Genomic DNA, 18,187 nt, shown 5'->3' with positions numbered 1-18,187 from the left:
GGGGTGAAAACTGTTCAAAAACTTTTTAAATAGTTTAGAGAGCAGGTTTAGATATGGATAAAAAGAAGTATATAAGAAACTTTTCAATCGTAGCTCATATAGATCATGGTAAATCAACATTAGCAGATAGACTTTTAGAGAAAACTGGAACATTAACTCAAAGGGAAATGGAACAGCAAGTATTAGATACTATGGAGCTTGAAAAAGAAAGAGGAATAACAATAAAGTCTCAAGCAGCAAGACTTATCTATAAGAGAGAGAACGGCGAAGAATATATATTAAATCTTATAGATACTCCAGGTCACGTAGACTTTACATATGAAGTTTCAAGAAGCTTAGCAGCTTGTGAAGGTGCTATTCTTGTAGTAGACGCTACTCAAGGGATACAGGCTCAAACTTTAGCAAACTGTTACTTAGCATTAGATAATGATTTAGAAATAGTACCTGTTATAAATAAGGTTGACTTAGCTAGTGCTAGACCAGATGAAATAAAGCAAGAAATAGAGGATGTTATTGGAATAGAAGCAGAGGATGCACCTTTAGTATCAGCTAAAACTGGATTAAACATAGAAGATGTTTTAGAAGAGATAGTTGAAAAAGTTCCAGCACCAGAGGGAGATGAAAATGCTCCACTTAAAGCTTTAATATTTGATTCATACTATGATAGTTACAAAGGAGTTGTATGTCATATAAGAGTTAAAGATGGTAAAGTTAAGCCTGGAACAAAAATTAAACTAATGTCAACAGACAAGGTTTATGAAGTAGTTGAAACAGGAGTATTTACACCAGCTTTAATGCCTTTAAAAGAAGGATTAAGTGCAGGGGAAGTTGGATACATAACAGCTTCAATAAAGAATGTTAGAGATGCCAGAGTAGGTGATACTGTAACAGAGGCAGCTAGACCAACAGAGGAGGCATTACCAGGATATAAACCAGCTATACCAATGGTTTACTCAGGTATATACCCAGTTGATGGAGCTAAGTATGAAGAATTAAAAGAGGCATTAGAAAAGCTTCAAATAAATGATGCTGCATTATCATTTGAACCGGAAACATCAGTAGCTTTAGGATTTGGATTTAGATGTGGATTCTTAGGATTATTACACATGGAAATAATTCAAGAGAGAGTTGAAAGAGAATTTAACTTAGATATAATTACAACTGCACCATCAGTTATATACAAAGTAACTAAGACAAATGGAGAATCTTTTGATTTAACAAACCCAACAAACCTTCCTCCAATGACAGAGATTGCATACATGGAAGAGCCTGTTGTTAAGGCTTCAATTATAACTCCAACTGATTACACTGGAGCTGTAATGGAATTATGCCAAGATAGAAGAGGTAAATTCATAGATATGCAATACTTAGAGGAAACAAGAGTTGTTATACATTATGAAATTCCATTAAATGAAATAGTATATGACTTCTTCGATACTCTTAAATCAAAAACAAGAGGATATGCTTCATTAGATTACGAATTAAAAGGATATGAGCAATCAAAACTTGTTAAGTTAGATATTTTATTAAATGGAGACAACGTAGATGCTTTATCTATGATAGTTCCAGAAGTTAAGGCTTATCAAAGAGGTAGAGCTATAGCTGAAAAACTTAAAGAAATAATTCCAAGACACATGTTTGAAGTTCCAATTCAAGCAGCTGTAGGTTCAAAAATTATAGCTAGAGAAACTGTTAAAGCTATGAGAAAAGACGTATTAGCTAAGTGTTATGGTGGAGATATTTCAAGAAAGAAAAAACTTCTTGAAAAACAAAAAGAAGGTAAGAAGAGAATGAGACAATTAGGAACAGTTGAAGTTCCTCAAGAAGCATTCATGTCAGTTTTAAAAGTTGACTAATTAATTTCTTTATATAGAGGCAATGATGAATAGTATTAAGTATTTATCATTGCCTTTTTTTTAATACTAAATAATAGGAATTAAATTTTTTTTGTTATTTTTATAAAGGTTTTTAAATATTTTAGAATTAGCTTATTTTTAGATACATTGAATTTAAATTTCTAAAATAAATATTTTTTATTTAGTCATTAAAAAGAAATCTCCTCAATATATTTATAGTAAATTAATAAAAGTTATGTAGAGGAGAGGTATTCTTATGTTAAATGCTAATAAAAGAGATGTTAAAATTAAGTGCAGAAAGTTTAGAAATAATAGGAAGGCAACTGGTGTTATAAATAGAAAAAATGGAGATAATATTTCTATCAGTGTTAAAATTTCTGATTTAGATAAGTTTTTAGCTAAGCATGGAGATCATAGTGATTTAGAGATAAACTTAGAGGGTGAAGTAATAAACACTTCAATTATAGAAGTTCAAAGAGATTTATTAGTTCACAATGTTATAAATATAAATTTAAGAGAGATATAAAGCTAAAAATATTTTGAGTAAACTTATTTATATTTTAGTAAACTTATTTAAATGGCAATATTAATCTTAAATTTTAAAATTTTAGTTTTATCTAAAGTTAGATATTTAATTTTGTGAAAGAATCATATAAAAGTCATGGGTTTATTCACTCATGACTTTTTTTATTGTAATATGAAAGAAAGACTCATAACTAATAATTTGTATTTAACTACAAAATTTATTTTATATTAGTTAAAAAGTTTATTTATTTTACATGGAGGTAAGTAACTATGGACAAAATTTCTTTATATATACACATTCCTTTTTGTGCACAAAAGTGTCTTTATTGTGATTTTCCTTCCTTTGCCAGGAAAGATCATTTAAGAAAGGCCTATATAGAAGCTCTAAATAAGGAAATAATAAATTTAAGAGAGAAACATAATAATCTAGAAATAAACACTATATTTATTGGAGGGGGAACACCAAGTGTTTTAGAATCTAATGAATTAGAATGTTTATTAAAAGAAATAGCTAAACTTAATATGGCAAAAGATATAGAGTACTCTATGGAGTGTAATCCAGGAAACTTAACAGAAGAAAAGCTAGAAGTTATGAAAAAGTATGGTGTAAATAGGATCAGTATGGGGCTTCAAGCTAAGCAGGATAATCTTCTTAAAGGGCTTGGAAGAATACATAACTATAAAACCTTTAAAGAAAATTTTTTATTAGCAAAAAAGGTTGGTTTTAATAACATAAATGTTGATTTAATGTTTGGTTTACCAAATCAAAGATTAAATGAATGGGAAGAGACTTTAAGAGAGATAATATCTTTAGAGCCAGCACATATATCAGCATATAGTTTAATTATAGAAGAAGGCACTGCTTTTTATAATTTATATGAAAATGATAAGTTAAAGCTACCAACAGAAGAAGAAGAGAGAAAAATGTACCATTTAGCAAAGAAAATTTTAGAGGAAAATGGATTTAATCAATATGAGATTTCTAATTATGCTAAAGAGGGAAAAGAATGTAGACATAATTTAGCATATTGGAATATGGATAACTGGATAGGAGTAGGATCAGCAGCAGCTTCTTATATTAATGGAAAAAGAATTAAAAATATAAGTAGTGTTGAGGAATATATAAATTCTATCAATGAGAAGGGAGAAGCCGTAGAAGAAATAATAAATAATTCAAAAAATGATAATATGGAAGAATTTATGTTTATGGGGCTTAGAAAAATTAATGGAATAGATGAAAATGAATTTAAAAAGAGATTTAGTATGAATATAAATGATGTTTATGGAGAAATACTAAATAAGTATATAGATGAAGGGCTTTTAATAAGGGATTCAGGAAGGATTTTTCTAAGTGAAAAAGGCATAGAAATATCAAATATAATAATGGCTGATTTTCTATTATAAAATTAAAAATAGGTTATGGTATAAATTGAAGCAAATAAAAGAAAAATAAAGATATTAAAGAATAAATAAGGTAAAATTCAAAATTTTCATTTGAAATGATAAAAAATGGAATTGACAAAAAACTTGGTAGGTAATATATTAATAGTGTACTAGTTAGCACTCGTTCAGAGTGAGTGCTAATAAAGAGGTGAGATTAGTGATAGATGATAGAAAGCTTCAAATATTAAGAGCTATAATTCAAGACTATATATCAACTGGAGAGCCTGTTGGTTCAAGAACTATCGCTAAAAAATATAATCTTGGAGTAAGTTCAGCTACCATAAGAAATGAAATGGCTGACTTAGAGGATATGGGATTTTTAGAACAGCCTCATACTTCGGCAGGAAGAATTCCATCAAGCAGAGGATATAGATTATATGTTGATAGAATGATTGAATTCGAAAGATTGTCCTCTGAAGAGGAAGGGCTTATTAGAAGTTCAATAATAGATGGTACCTTGTACGAAGTTGATAAAATAATCAAACAAACTAGTGCTCTTCTATCGGAACTTACTAAAATGACTTGTATAGTAAAAGCACCTTCAGTACATAAGAGCTTTGTAAAATCAATTCAGCTTTTAAAAGTTGATGATGTAAGTATTTTATGTGTTTTAGTAACTGATAATGGTGTAATAAGAAATACAGTCATAAAAGTAAAGAGTGTTCCTATATCTGAAGAACTTATTAAAATTAGTAAGATAATAACTGAAAGGCTTAAAAACCTTACTATTGAGCAAATAAACTTAGAGGTTATTAGCAATCTCAATAGAGCTTTAAGCGGATATGAAGATATAGTAAATGCGGTTTTACCTGCTCTTTATGAGAGTTTAAAAGGTGATGAAACTTCTGAGGTATTCTTAGAAGGAACAATTAATATATTCAATTATCCTGAATATAATAATATTCATAAGGCAAAAGAGATTTTAGAGCTTTTACATGATAAAAAAAGTATTTCAGAACTTATAAGTGATAGTGATGATATGACTGTAAAAATAGGTGATGAAATATTTGTACCAGAAGCAAAGGAATGTTCCATAATATCAGCTGGATATCATGTAGGAGATAGATCTTTAGGTACAATAGCTTTAATAGGTCCTAGAAGAATAAATTATTCTAAAGTCTTATCAATCATGACTGAAGTTATGAAAGAGTTAAATGAAACTTTAAAGAATAAGTAAGTAAAAAAAGAGAAGAGGTGTGGCTGCTTTATGGTGGATAATAAAGATTTTAACGAAGAGTTAAAGGAAAATATCCAAGAAGAATTAGATAACGAAACAAAAGCTGAAAATCCTAATATTGATGAAGAGGTAGAAGAAGTTTCAGAAGATATTAAGGCTGATGAAAAAGTTATTGATTTTGAAGAATTAAAGGCTTTAAAGGAAGAAAATACTATGTTTAAAAGTAAAACAAAGAAATTAGAAAATGAATTAGAGGCCTTAAAAGATAGATTATTAAGAATATCTGCAGAGTATGAAAATTACAGAAAAAGAACAGATAAAGAAAAAGAAAGAATATATACTGATGCATGTGAAGATGTTTTAATCAAAATGCTTCCAGTATTAGATAACTTAGAAAGAGCCTTAGCTGTAGATGGAACTGTTGAAGATCTTAAAAAAGGTGTTGAAATGACAGTAAGACAATTTGAGGATGCTTTAGAAAAACTTCAAGTTGAAGAAATATCTACAGAAAATGGTTTTGATCCAGAATTACATCAAGCAATGATGGTTGTGGAACAAGAAGGCGCAGAGCCAAATCAAGTAGCTCAAGTATTCCAAAAAGGATACAAGAGAGGGGATAAGGTTATCAGACATTCAATGGTAACTGTAACTAAATAATTTAATTAGCATTTAACAGGTTTAAATTATAGATATTGTTAGAGGAGGAATTAACAATGAGTAAAATAATCGGTATAGATTTAGGAACAACAAATTCATGCGTAGCTGTTATGGAAGGTGGAGAACCAGTAGTTATCACTAACTCAGAAGGTGCTAGAACAACTCCATCAGTAGTTTCATTCCAAGCAAATGGAGAAAGATTAGTAGGTCAAGTTGCTAAAAGACAAGCAATAACAAATCCTGACAAAACAATAATGTCAATCAAAAGACACATGGGAACTGACTATAAAGTTAATATAGATGGAAAAGATTATACACCACAAGAAATATCAGCAATGATACTTCAAAAATTAAAAGCAGATGCAGAAGCTTACTTAGGAGAAAAAGTAACAGAAGCTGTTATCACAGTTCCAGCTTACTTCAATGATGCTGAAAGACAAGCAACTAAGGATGCTGGTAGAATCGCTGGTTTAGATGTTAAAAGAATAATAAACGAACCAACAGCTGCATCATTAGCTTATGGATTAGATAAAATGGATAGTGCTCATAAAATCTTAGTATATGACCTAGGTGGTGGTACTTTCGACGTATCTATCTTAGACTTAGGAGATGGAGTATTTGAAGTTGTATCAACAAACGGAGATGCTAGATTAGGTGGAGATGACTTCGACCAAAGAATTATAGATTATATAGCAGAAGACTTTAAAGCTCAAAACGGAATTGATTTAAGACAAGATAAAATGGCTCTTCAAAGATTAAAAGAAGCTGCTGAAAAAGCTAAAATTGAGTTATCATCATCAACTCAAACATTAATTAACTTACCATTTATAACTGCTGATGCAACTGGTCCAAAACACATAGATATGACATTAACAAGAGCTAAATTCAATGAATTAACTCATGACTTAGTTGAAAGAACAATCAACATAATGAAAGAAGCCTTAAAATCAGGTAATGTTTCATTAAATGATATAGATAAAGTAATCTTAGTTGGTGGATCAACAAGAATACCAGCAGTTCAAGAAGCTGTTAAAAACTTCACTGGAAAAGAACCTTCAAAAGGAGTTAACCCAGATGAGTGCGTAGCAATGGGTGCTGCTATCCAAGCTGGTGTATTAACTGGTGATGTTAAAGACGTATTATTATTAGATGTTACTCCATTAACATTAGGAATCGAAACTTTAGGAGGAGTTGCAACTCCATTAATCGAAAGAAATACAACTATCCCTGCGAGAAAGAGCCAAATATTCTCAACTGCAGCAGATAACCAAACTTCAGTTGAAATTCACGTAGTACAAGGTGAAAGACAAATGGCAGCTGATAACAAAACTTTAGGTAGATTTACTCTATCAGGAATTGCTCCAGCTCCAAGAGGAATCCCTCAAATAGAAGTTGCTTTCGATATAGATGCTAACGGTATAGTTAAAGTTTCAGCAACTGATAAAGCTACTGGAAAAGAAGCTAACATTACAATCACAGCTTCAACTAACTTAAGCGATGCTGAAATAGATAAGGCTGTAAAAGAAGCAGAACAATTTGCTGAAGAAGATAAGAAGAGAAAAGAAGCTATAGAAGTTAAAAACAATGCTGAGCAAACTGTTTACCAAACAGAAAAAACTTTAAATGAACTTGGAGATAAAGTTTCAGCTGAAGAAAAAGCAGAAATAGAAGCTAAAATCGAAGAAGTTAAAAAAGTTAAAGATGGTGACGATATAGAAGCTATCAAGAAAGCTATGGAAGATTTAACTCAAGCATTCTACAAAGTATCAGAAAAATTATACCAACAAAATGGTGGAGCACAAGGTCAAGGATTCGATCCAAACAACATGGGTGGAGCTAATGCTGGAGCAGGTGCTACAAACAACAACGATGACAATGTTGTAGACGCTGATTTCGAAGTTCAAGATGATAAATAATAATTAAAACTATCACAAGACTTAAAGCTTTGATATAATATAAAAAGAATTAATAGAGGGAAGGCTCAATAGTCTTCCCTTTTTATAAGTAAACTTATAGGTGGTGAATAACAGTGGCTAAAAGAGATTACTATGAAGTGCTTGGGCTTCAAAAAGGTGCCTCAGATGATGAGATAAAAAGAGCTTTTAGAAAAATGGCTATGAAATATCACCCGGATAGAAATCCAGGAGATAAGGAAGCGGAAGAAAACTTTAAAGAAGTAAATGAAGCATATGATGTTTTAAAAGACCCTGATAAAAAAGCTAAATATGATCAATTTGGTCATGCTGCTTTCGATGGAAGCGGTGGCTTCGGTGGTGGCGGATTTGGTGGCTTTGATGCTGGTGGATTCGACTTCTCAGAAATGGGTGGATTTGGAGATATTTTTGAATCATTCTTTGGTGGAGGATTTGGTGGCGGATCATCTAGAAGAAGAAATGCTCCACAAAGAGGTGCTGATTTAGAATATAGATTAAATATAACATTTGAAGAAGCTGTATTTGGATGTGAAAAAGAAATATCTATAACTAGAACTGAAAATTGTGAAACTTGTCATGGTACAGGGGCTAAAGAAGGTACATCTCCTAAGACTTGTCCAAAATGTAACGGTTCAGGTCAAATAAGGGTTCAAAGACAAACTCCTTTAGGAAGCTTTGTATCTACAACAACTTGTGATCAATGTGGTGGAACAGGTAAAGTAATTGAAGATCCATGTCCAGATTGTAAGGGAAAAGGAACTGTTAGAAAGAATAGAAAGATAACAGTTAAGATACCAGCAGGTGTAGATACTGGAAATATAATACCTTTAAGAGGACAAGGTGAGCAAGGTGCTAATAATGGTCCTTCAGGAGATTTATATATAAGAGTAAATGTTGCTCCATCTAAGATATTTAGAAGAGAAGGTTCAGATATTTACTATGATTATAAGATAAGTATGGCTAAGGCTGCTTTAGGAGCTGAAATCACTGTTCCGACTGTAGACGGAAATGTTAAATATAAAGTTCCAGCAGGTACTCAACCAGGAACTAAGTTTAGATTAAAAGGAAAAGGTGTTCCTCACGTTAATGGTGGAGGAAGAGGAAATCAATACGTTCATATGGTAGTAGAGGTTCCAAAACATCTAAATAAAGAGCAAGAAGAAGCATTAAAAGCCTTTATGAAGGCATCTGGGGAATCAGTTGATGATATAGATGAAAAAGATGAAGGATTCTTCTCAAAATTTAAAAAGAAAAAATAATTGATTTTAAATACTCTAGTCAGAAATGACTAGGGTATTTTTTTTTGTTTATATAAATTTAAAAAAAGTAAATGATTTACAAGAGAGTGTATTAGTGATATAATACACTTAAGGTTAGTGTATTAATGAAGTAATACATAAGTACAAAAATATATTAACATAAATCTAGGGGTGATTAAATGATAGAAGTGGTTGGTGTTAAAAAGAAATTTAGAAGAAAAAAAGTTTTAGAGAATATTACTTTTAATGTAAAGAAGGGAGAAATAACTGCTTTACTAGGGTTAAATGGAGTGGGAAAGTCTACTCTTTTAAAGATAATTATGGGCCTTGTTAAGCAAGATGAGGGGGAAGTGCTTTTTAATGGAGAAAAGCTAAATTATAAGACCTATGAAAATATTGCCTTTGTACCTGATGTTTTAAATACTTATGGTGATATGAAAATAAAAGATGCCTTTGAATATATGAGTATGATGTATGAAAAGTGGGATATGGATAAAGCTTATGAAATGCTAAAAGATTTTAAATTAACTGATGACTTAAAAATAAATAAACTTTCTAAAGGGAATATAGCAAGGGTAAAACTTATACTAGGTTTTGCTAGACACCCAGAATATTTACTTTTAGATGAACCTTTTTCAGGTATAGATATTTTTACAAGAGAGAAGTTTATAGAATCTTTAATTGGCTATATGGATAACGATATTGGAATTTTACTAACAACTCATGAATTAAAAGAGGTTGAAAATATAGTTGATAAAGTTGTCTTTTTAAGTGATGGAAATATTAAAATAGAATTTTATGTTGAAGATGTAAGAGAAAATGAAGGATTATCAATGGTAGAGAAAATAAGGGAGGTACATGAAGGTGAGTAAGGGGAATTTTAAAAAGTTAAGTTATCTTTTAAATTTACAGATATTAAGAGATTTAAAAATAACAATAGGATCAGCTGTTGGAATTATGCTTTTAAACATTGCCTATTTTAGTTATAGTTTAAGTGATGAATTAAAGATTTATTTAGAAAAAACAGAGAATATAGGTGCTATTCAAATGTTTTCGCCTATGGAGCCTTTTAGCAGTTTTGTTAGTAGGATAAATGGTAGGATATTAACTCTTCTAATATTAGGATGCTTTTGTTTATATTGTTGGTATCTATGGCTTGGTGAGTTTAAAGGAGAAAATAAAAGTGCTTACACTCTTTTAACATTGCCATTGCCTAAAAAGTTTATTATTATATACAAGTTTTTATCAGCGTGTTTTTATTATTTTTCTTTAGTTTTCTTTCAAATAGTAGCATTACTTATAAATTATATAATATTTAATATTATGGTTCCAACTGATGCTATAGTAAAAGAAAGTTTAATTACCATATTATCTAGTTCAATAAGTAATTTTTATGGATTGATTCCAGTTAGTTTTGTTAATTTAATAACTAATGGCTTATTTTTTATAGCAATGATAATATTGACTTTTTTATTTGCAATATTAGAGAGAAGTTTTGGAGTAAAGGGTGGAATATTAGGGGTAATATTAGGATGTTCTTTTCTTTTCTTAGTTTTAATCTTCCCAGGAAAAATGGATTTTTATATGTTTGAAAAATTTATTTGGTTTGTTTTCATAGCAATCTTATATGATTTGTTTGGATGGTTTTATTCAAAGTATTTGCTTGAAAAAAAGGTTCATGTGTAAGGAGGAGTAGAAATTATGAAAAAAAGAGTACCTTTGGTATTAACAGTAATATTTTTTAGTGCATTTATAGTTTTTTCTGGAATATTTATTTACACAAATTGTTCACCAATAAAGTTTAAAGATATATATGGAAGTAGAAGTGAGCTCGGAGATGTTGACTTAGTTTTTTATAAAGATAGAGATATTTTTGGAGAAGAAATCACTGTTGGATCTGAAACAATTAATAGAAAAAATGTTATTAATGAGAGGCGTTTTGATGGTATTGATGTGCTTAAAGATAAGAAGTTTTTTAGAGGAATTTATCCAACAAGAGATACTTTCTTTGAGGATGACGATGTAATGGTTGATGTTACTAATATATACGGTAATGGTATTCAAAAGCTTGAAGTTAGATTTAAGGATAAAAAAACTAACACTTATGAAACTTTTAAGGTTAAAGTAGATGAATATATTAGAAATAATAATATAGATAAAGTCACTTATAAAGATGGAAAAATAAATATATTATTTTCAATGAATTACGAGGAAAATAATATAGTATTTGGAGAAATAAATTTATCAGATAAGAAGTTTAATATAGTTGATATAATAAATTTAGATGAGAAATTAGATTTAAATAGAGATTATTCTCATATAAATTCAGTAAGACAAAAATTTGGAATGTTACCAAGTACTGAAGAAGATAAGGTATATTATAAATTAACTGAGCTTGATAATACTGATAAGAGAGGCATATATAGTGATGAGAGCATTATTGAATTAAATGTAAATACTAGAGAAATAAAAAGATACAATCCTAATGATGAAATACGAGATGAGATGAAAAAATCTTATTTTGATGCAAATGGAAAAGGTGGTACAATGTTTGAGGCATATGGTGAAATATACATTACCCAGACCTCAGATGAGAAGACTTCAGTATTAGTATTTAACACTAAAACAAAAGAGTTTAAATTTTATAAGGACCTTATAGAAAATGAAAGATTAAAGAGATATGGAGTAAATGTTAGAAGTTTAAGTGAATTTATAATTGTAGAAAATAAGGTTATAGCTAATTTTGTTAAGGTTAGAGATGATGGTTTTGTAAGTGGAGCTTATTTAGCAGTTATAGATATACCTAGTAAAAATCCAGTTTATATAGGTGAGTTAGAATATGGATATTTAAGTGATATTAAGATATCAGGAGGTAAATAAAATGTTTTTTGAAGTAAATGATAGAGAACCAATTTATCTCCAAATAATAAGACATATAAAACAATCTTTAGTTATTGGAAATTTAAAGCCAGGGGATCATATACCATCAAGAAGGGAGCTTGCAGAAATGTTAAAAGTAAATCCTAATACAGTTCAAAGAGCATATAGAGATATGGAGACTATGGGACTTATAGAAACAATAAGAAATAAACCAAGTACTATAACAGAAGATGAAGAAATATTAAAAAACATAAGAAAAGAACTTGTAGAGGATGCATTAGATGGATTTATAGAAAGTATGAAAGCTATAAAATTAACTAAGGAAGAAGTTTTAGAAATTATTAGAGAGAGATATTAAATATTTATAGAGGTTAAATAAGATTAAGTTTAAAGGTTATGTCAATAATAGACTATAGCCTTTATTTTTTTTATGTGTGATAATAAAAATAATGATAAAGAGTTTATCTTAGAAATTTTAATAAATCATATGAAACATAATAATGCTTATAAGCTAGACAGATACTACACTAAAGTGTAAAATAAATTATTAGTCAAAGTAGCATAAGAAAGGATTGATACATAAATGGAAGGAACTTGGATTGAAGTTAGAGTAATAACTAAAAGTGAGGCATTAGAACCTATATCAGGAATATTTTACGGATTAGACTGTAAGGGTGTTGCTATAGAGGATCCAAATGATATATTAGGAAGAGAACAAGGACCTTTAACTTGGGATTTTGCAGATATAAACATATTAGAACATAAGGGGAAGGTTGCCGTTGTTAAAGGTTATTTCTCAGAAGAGGATAACATTGATGACGTAATAGCTTATGTTAAGGAAAGAGTAGAAGAGTTAAAAGAGTCAGGATTAGATGTTGGTGAAGGAACAGTTGAAGCAGAAAAAATGTTTGAAGAAGACTGGGCTAATAACTGGAAGAAATACTATAAACCAATAAAGATTGGAGAAAAAATAGTTATAAAACCAATATGGGAAGAGTATGAACCTACTGGAGAAGAAATGGTAGTAGAATTAGACCCAGGTATGGCTTTTGGTACTGGAGATCATGAAACTACAAGAATGTGTGTTCAAGCTTTAGATAAATATGTTAAGGCTGATACTACTGTATTTGATATTGGAACAGGTTCAGGAATACTTGCTTTAGTTGCTTCTAAACTTGGTGCAAAACATGTTGTAGGAGTTGACTTAGACCCAGTTGCTGTAGATTCAGCTAAGGAAAATATATCATTTAACAATGTTGACAACATAGAAGTATTATATGGAAATCTTTTAGATGTTGTAGATGGAAAAGCTGATATAGTTGTTGCAAATATAATAGCTGAAATAATCTGCATACTAGTTGATGATGTTAAAAAAGCATTAAATAAAGATGGAATTTTCATAACTTCAGGTATAATACATGAGAGAAGACAAATGGTTATAGATAAATTAGAACAAGAAGGTTTTGAGGTTATGGAAGTTAACAAAGATGGAGAATGGAACTGTATTGTTGCTAAGTTAAAATAATTTAGTAAGGGAGTATAAAATTATGCATAAGTTTTTTACACCAGCGCATATGTTTTCAGACACTCATGCCACAATAACAGGGGAAGATGTAAAACATATTTATAAGGTTTTAAGGGTAAAACCAGGTGAGAAGGTTGTTGTAAATAACCTTGAAAGTGAAGAGTTTTTAGGTGAGGTAGAAGAGGTTAATAAACAAGAGGTTTCTATCAAAATCTTAGAGAAGCTTGATGTAAACAATGAAAGTAATTTAAATATTACTTTATTTCAAGGAATGCCAAAGGCTGCAAAAATGGATTTAATAGTTCAAAAATGTGTAGAACTTGGTGTTTCAGAAATAATTCCAACAATCACTGATAGAGTAGACGTTAAATTAAAAGGTGAATTTAAAAAATTAGATAGATTAAATAAAATCGCTTTAGAGGCATGTAAACAAAGTAAAAGAACGGTAATACCACAAGTATTAGAACCAATGGACTTTAAAGGGGTTTTAGAAAAGATAGATGAATTAGACCTTATGGTTATTCCTTATGAAAATGCTACAGGATACGGAATAAGAGCTATGGTTAACTCTATAGAGGATAAAGATAGTATAAAAAATGTTGGAATAATGGTTGGGCCAGAAGGCGGATTTGAAGAAAGTGAAATAGAAGCCCTAAAAGAAAAAGGAGCTCATATTGTAACTTTAGGACCAAGAATTTTAAGAACAGAGACAGCAGGATTTACCTGTATTTCTCTTATTCAGTATGAGCTTGGTGATTTAGGAGGAAATATTTAATGAAAGTTGCATTTGCTACACTAGGGTGTAGAGTTAATACATATGAATCAGAAGCAATGACTGAAAAATTTGTTAGAGAAGGCTATGAAGTTGTAGATTTTAATGAAATGGCAGATGTGTATGTAGTTAATACTTGTAGCGTAACTAACATGGGAGATAAGAAATCAAGACAAATAATAGGAAGAGCTAGAAGACAAAATCCAGAGGCTATTATAGCTGTAGTTGGATGTTATGCTCAAATAGCACCTACAGAGGTTTCAGGAATTGAAGGCGTAGATGTAGTTTTAGGTTCAAGAAATAAAGGTGAAATAGTTTATTATGTAAATAAGGCTAGAGATGAAGGCAAGCAACAAGTTAAGGTTGGCACTGTTTTAAAGAATAAAGTTTTTGAGGACCTAAAAATTGAAGAGTATAATAATAAAACTAGAGCTTTCTTAAAAATACAAGATGGATGTAATAGATTCTGTGCTTATTGCTTAATTCCATATACTAGAGGTTCTGTTTGTTCAAAAGACCCTAAGAAGGTTTTAGATGAAATAAGAAGTTTAGCAGAGCATGGATTTAAAGAAATAATATTATCAGGAATTCATACAGCATCTTATGGTGTTGATTTAGATGAAAAAGTAACATTAGTTGATTTACTAGAAGAGATAGAAAAAATCGATGGAATAGAAAGAGTTAGAATAGGTTCAATAGATCCTACGTTCTTTACAGAGGATGTTGTAAGAAGAATCTTAGCTCTTAAAAAACTATGTCCTCATTTCCACTTATCACTTCAAAGTGGATGTGATGCTACTTTAAAAAGAATGAATAGAAGATATACTGCTAAAGAGTATGAAGATATAGTAAATCTTTTAAGAGATAAAATAGAAGATGTTTCTATAACAACAGACGTAATTGTTGGTTTCCCTGGAGAAACTGATGAAGAGTTTGAAGAAACTTACGAATTCTTAAAGAGAATAGCTCTTTCAAAAACTCACATATTCAAATATAGCCCTAGAAAAGGTACTAGAGCAGAGAATATGGAAAATCAAGTTGATGGAAATAAGAAAGACGAAAGAAGTAAAAAGCTTATTGAATTAAATAGAATTAATGAAAAAGCCTTTGCTGAAAAATATATAGGTGAAGTTATTGATGTTTTATTTGAGGAAGAAGTTGAATTAGGAAGTGGAGTTTACACTGGATATACAAGAAATTATATAAAGGTAAATGCTAAGGCTGATTGCAACGTTTCAGGTAAAATATTAAATGTAAAAATTAATTCTTTTGAGGGAGAAGTAGCAAAAGGTGAAATAGTATTATAAAAAGAAGATTTTTACATTCAAAATGAGTTATAATAGATAATAGATTCATTGCTTAGGAGGTGAAAATCATGTCAGATTGTATTTTTTGCAAAATAGTAGCTGGAGAAATTCCAAGCAAAAAGATTTATGAAGATGATAAAGTTTTAGCTTTTCATGATATAAGTCCAGAAGCACCAGTACATTTTTTAGTTATTCCTAAAGAACACATAGCTAGTTTAAATGAAGTTAATGAAGAAAATACAGAAGTATTTGCACACATTTTCAAGACTATTAATAAACTAGTAAAGGAACAAGGAATTGCAGAGGATGGATACAGAGTTGTCACTAATTGCGGAGAGCAAGGAGGGCAAACAGTAGGACATATCCATTTCCACGTTCTTGGAGGAAGAAATTTAAATTGGCCACCAGGCTAAAATTTAGATTTAACTTCTTGACATTAAAGAAAACTATGTTGTATAATATAGCGTGTGTTATTTAGCCCATGGCTGTGAATTACATTAATAATTTACGCTAGCGGAGGGAGGGATAAAGAATGTCAGAAATCAGAGTAAAAGAAAACGAATCATTAGAGCAAGCATTAAGAAGATTTAAGAGACAATGCGCTAGAGCTGGAGTTCTTTCAGAAGTAAGAAAAAGAGAACACTACGAAAAGCCAAGCGTAAAGAGAAAGAAAAAATCAGAAGCTGCAAGAAAGAGAAAATTCAAATAGTTTTTGGTTTAAATTTATAGAATAATTTCTTTTGAAAGAAGGTATACAAATGCCAACTATTAAAGAAAGACTTCAAGAAGACTGGAAGCAGGCTTTAAAGGCTAAGGATAAGTTCAAGGCTGGAGTTTTAAGTACTGCTAAGTCAGCAATACTTTTAGTCGAAAAGACTGACGGTGTTAAGCTTGAGGATGAACAGGTTATAGAAATATTAGCAAGAGAAATCAAGCAAAGAAGAGAAGCTGCGCTTGAATTCGAAAAGGGAAATAGACAGGATCTAGTTGATCAAAACAATAGTGAGATTGCAATCTTGTTAGATTACCTTCCTCAGCAGTTAAGTGAAGAAGAAATAAAAGATATCATAAAGCAAGCAGCTGAAGAAGTGGGCGCAAATAGCATGAAAGACATGGGAAAAGTTATGTCAAAGGTTAGACCGCAAACAGTTGGTAGAGCTGATGGTAAACTTGTAAGTCAATTAGTTAAAGAATATTTAAATAAGTAAGAGAGTTCATTAGAACTCTCTTTTATTTTTATAATTTTAAAAAGATATTTTATTAATAGTTAGAAGTTTTTAAAGAAAATTTTTTGAATTGTTTTAAAAGGCATATACATAGCTAAAAGGGCTATTTATATGCCTTTTATATTTCTTAGTTTTTTTATATAAGAATAAAAAAATATAAATTTTCATAGATTTAGTATGAAAATATTTTATGGGAGGTATAGTTGTGGGTGATAAATTAAGACAAGTCACTAATAGAATTGCAGAGGAATTAGATTTACCTAAGGAGATAATAAATGGTGAGCCTAAAATAGTTGTACACGGAAAAAGTGAAATTATTATAGAAAATCATAAGGGTATAGAGGTTTTTAAGGAAAATGAAATTAAGATTAATAGCAATCTAGGTGTTATTATAATCGAAGGAACAAAGTTAGAGATAAGATTCATAGGTACTGAAACTATTGCCTTAACAGGAAGACTTAAGAATTTAAGTTTTGAGGAGGCGTAAGATGAATTTGGAGTTTTTAAAAAAGGGACAAGTAAAGGTTGAAATAAAAACTTTTGATATAAATAAACTTTTAAATGTTTTATGGAGAAATGGTATAAATGTTGAAAATGTAAGGAAAATAGATGTAGTAACTGTAACTTTAAATGTGGATTATTCTGATTATGGAAAATTAAAAAGCTATGTTAAAAGACTTAATGGAAAGGTGAAAATAATATCATCAAAGGGAATGATATTTTTCTTATCCAGAGCTAAAAAGTCTATAAGCATATTTGTAGGAGTTTTAATATTTTTAGTAGGCTTATATATCTATTCTGGTTTTATATGGAGAATAGATATAGAGACAAAGAAAAATATAGCTCCTTTTGAGATAAGAACCATGTTAAATGATTTTGATATTAAACCAGGAGTTAAGAAAAGTAGTGTAAATGTTTATGGATTAGAAAGAAAATTAGAAAATGGACATGGAGACATAATGTGGGTAAATGCTCGTATAGAGGGTGGAACTTTAAAAATAAAGGTTGAGGAAAAGGTTAGTCCAAAAATAAAAGAAGAAAATGAAAATAAAGAGTTTAAGAATATAGTTGCATCTATGGATGGGGAAATAAAGAGAATATACACAACTTCAGGTACAGCTGTTGTAAAGGAAGGAGATGTGGTTAAAAAGGGAGATATTTTAATAATACCACAGCAAGGAATAGAAGGCGGTGAATATGAAGTCGATGCTGAAGGAGAGGTTACTGCGAATACTTTTTATGAAAAGACTATAGAATTGCAAGTTCAGGGTAAAAAAGAGGAGAGAACAGGAGAGGTAGACAGTGATATTTACTTAGAAATAATGGGAAAGAAAATTTATCTAAAAAAGCCTACTAAAGAGTTTGATAAGTATGATAAAATAGAAAGTACAGGAAAGTTTATAAATAGAAACTTATACTATGAGAAAATAGATAAAGACATAGTTGATGATAAGGAAACCATAATAAATAAAGCTGTTGAGTTAATGAAAAACTCAATAAACAAAGAAATAAGTAAGCAATCAAAAATAGTTGATAATATAATTACAACTGAGGATTTAGGGGAAGGGAAGATTAGATTAAAGGTTCTTTTCGTAGTAGAACAAAATATAGCTTTAAGTTACTAGA

At 30.0% G+C, this 18,187-nt stretch carries 19 protein-coding genes; all 19 read left to right on the top strand.

Translation table 11 applies throughout. The features are described from left to right. Window positions 1–53: 53 nt before the first annotated feature. The 19 genes from lepA (at window position 54) to yqfD (ending at window position 18,186) form a co-directional block, all read left to right on the top strand. Window positions 54–1,856: a translation elongation factor 4 gene (lepA, locus tag GOM42_RS11305; protein WP_003455062.1), complete on the top strand. Its 1,803-nt coding sequence runs from the start codon at window positions 54–56 to the stop codon at window positions 1,854–1,856. A 256-nt stretch (window positions 1,857–2,112) separates the two neighbouring features. After that, complete coding sequence (locus tag GOM42_RS11300; protein WP_011591031.1) at window positions 2,113–2,382, top strand: hypothetical protein; 270 nt, start codon at window positions 2,113–2,115, stop codon at window positions 2,380–2,382. A 269-nt stretch (window positions 2,383–2,651) separates the two neighbouring features. Then, window positions 2,652–3,785, top strand: coding sequence for a radical SAM family heme chaperone HemW (gene hemW / locus GOM42_RS11295; protein ID WP_011591030.1), 1,134 nt, complete (start codon window positions 2,652–2,654; stop codon window positions 3,783–3,785). A 196-nt stretch (window positions 3,786–3,981) separates the two neighbouring features. Then, on the top strand, window positions 3,982–5,001 hold the full coding sequence (hrcA, locus tag GOM42_RS11290) for a heat-inducible transcriptional repressor HrcA (RefSeq protein ID WP_003470958.1): 1,020 nt from the start codon (window positions 3,982–3,984) through the stop codon (window positions 4,999–5,001). Window positions 5,002–5,031: 30 nt separating this feature from the next. Then, complete coding sequence (gene grpE, locus GOM42_RS11285; protein ID WP_003461874.1) at window positions 5,032–5,658, top strand: nucleotide exchange factor GrpE; 627 nt, start codon at window positions 5,032–5,034, stop codon at window positions 5,656–5,658. Window positions 5,659–5,714: 56 nt separating this feature from the next. After that, window positions 5,715–7,574 carry a molecular chaperone DnaK gene (dnaK, locus tag GOM42_RS11280; RefSeq protein ID WP_061428997.1) on the top strand — a complete coding sequence of 620 codons (1,860 nt, stop codon included), beginning with the start codon at window positions 5,715–5,717 and terminating at the stop codon, window positions 7,572–7,574. A gap of 113 nt (window positions 7,575–7,687) precedes the next feature. Then, window positions 7,688–8,851, top strand: coding sequence for a molecular chaperone DnaJ (gene dnaJ / locus GOM42_RS11275; protein ID WP_110077237.1), 1,164 nt, complete (start codon window positions 7,688–7,690; stop codon window positions 8,849–8,851). Window positions 8,852–9,030: 179 nt separating this feature from the next. Next, entirely contained in the window at window positions 9,031–9,723 is a 693-nt protein-coding gene (locus GOM42_RS11270; RefSeq protein ID WP_003451321.1) for an ABC transporter ATP-binding protein, read from the top strand. Further along, window positions 9,716–10,537, top strand: coding sequence for a hypothetical protein (locus GOM42_RS11265; protein WP_110077236.1), 822 nt, complete (start codon window positions 9,716–9,718; stop codon window positions 10,535–10,537). The genes GOM42_RS11270 and GOM42_RS11265 overlap by 8 nt, the downstream gene beginning before the upstream one ends. A 15-nt stretch (window positions 10,538–10,552) precedes the next feature. Then, the gene (locus GOM42_RS11260) at window positions 10,553–11,731 is read left to right on the top strand and encodes a hypothetical protein (protein WP_110077235.1); all 1,179 of its coding nucleotides are present in this window, start codon (window positions 10,553–10,555) and stop codon (window positions 11,729–11,731) included. A 1-nt stretch (window position 11,732) separates the two neighbouring features. Next, entirely contained in the window at window positions 11,733–12,089 is a 357-nt protein-coding gene (locus tag GOM42_RS11255) for a GntR family transcriptional regulator (RefSeq protein WP_003451353.1), read from the top strand. A gap of 225 nt (window positions 12,090–12,314) precedes the next feature. Then, window positions 12,315–13,256, top strand: coding sequence for a 50S ribosomal protein L11 methyltransferase (gene prmA / locus GOM42_RS11250; protein ID WP_003451530.1), 942 nt, complete (start codon window positions 12,315–12,317; stop codon window positions 13,254–13,256). Between the two features lie 22 nt (window positions 13,257–13,278). Continuing rightward, window positions 13,279–14,031 (top strand): 16S rRNA (uracil(1498)-N(3))-methyltransferase, encoded by a 753-nt coding sequence (locus GOM42_RS11245; protein WP_110077234.1) that lies wholly within the window; start codon window positions 13,279–13,281, stop codon window positions 14,029–14,031. After that, window positions 14,031–15,335: a tRNA (N(6)-L-threonylcarbamoyladenosine(37)-C(2))-methylthiotransferase MtaB gene (gene mtaB / locus GOM42_RS11240; RefSeq protein WP_110077233.1), complete on the top strand. Its 1,305-nt coding sequence runs from the start codon at window positions 14,031–14,033 to the stop codon at window positions 15,333–15,335. The genes GOM42_RS11245 and mtaB overlap by 1 nt, the downstream gene beginning before the upstream one ends. Before the next feature lie 68 nt (window positions 15,336–15,403). Next, window positions 15,404–15,748: a histidine triad nucleotide-binding protein gene (locus GOM42_RS11235; RefSeq protein ID WP_110077232.1), complete on the top strand. Its 345-nt coding sequence runs from the start codon at window positions 15,404–15,406 to the stop codon at window positions 15,746–15,748. Window positions 15,749–15,867: 119 nt separating this feature from the next. Continuing rightward, window positions 15,868–16,044, top strand: coding sequence for a 30S ribosomal protein S21 (gene rpsU, locus GOM42_RS11230; RefSeq protein WP_003451446.1), 177 nt, complete (start codon window positions 15,868–15,870; stop codon window positions 16,042–16,044). Between the two features lie 49 nt (window positions 16,045–16,093). Beyond that, complete coding sequence (locus GOM42_RS11225) at window positions 16,094–16,543, top strand: GatB/YqeY domain-containing protein (protein WP_003451322.1); 450 nt, start codon at window positions 16,094–16,096, stop codon at window positions 16,541–16,543. Window positions 16,544–16,766: 223 nt separating this feature from the next. Then, window positions 16,767–17,048 (top strand): sporulation protein YqfC, encoded by a 282-nt coding sequence (gene yqfC, locus GOM42_RS11220; RefSeq protein WP_003451079.1) that lies wholly within the window; start codon window positions 16,767–16,769, stop codon window positions 17,046–17,048. A 1-nt stretch (window position 17,049) separates the two neighbouring features. Then, complete coding sequence (gene yqfD, locus GOM42_RS11215; RefSeq protein ID WP_003478501.1) at window positions 17,050–18,186, top strand: sporulation protein YqfD; 1,137 nt, start codon at window positions 17,050–17,052, stop codon at window positions 18,184–18,186. Window position 18,187: the final 1 nt, after the last annotated feature.

Source organism: Clostridium sp. 16K-1-R1 (assembly GCF_023921145.1).
Taxonomy (GTDB): domain Bacteria; phylum Bacillota; class Clostridia; order Clostridiales; family Clostridiaceae; genus Sarcina; species Sarcina perfringens.
The sequence above is the reverse complement of the archived record's forward strand: the minus strand, read 5'-3'. Positions and strand labels throughout refer to the sequence as shown.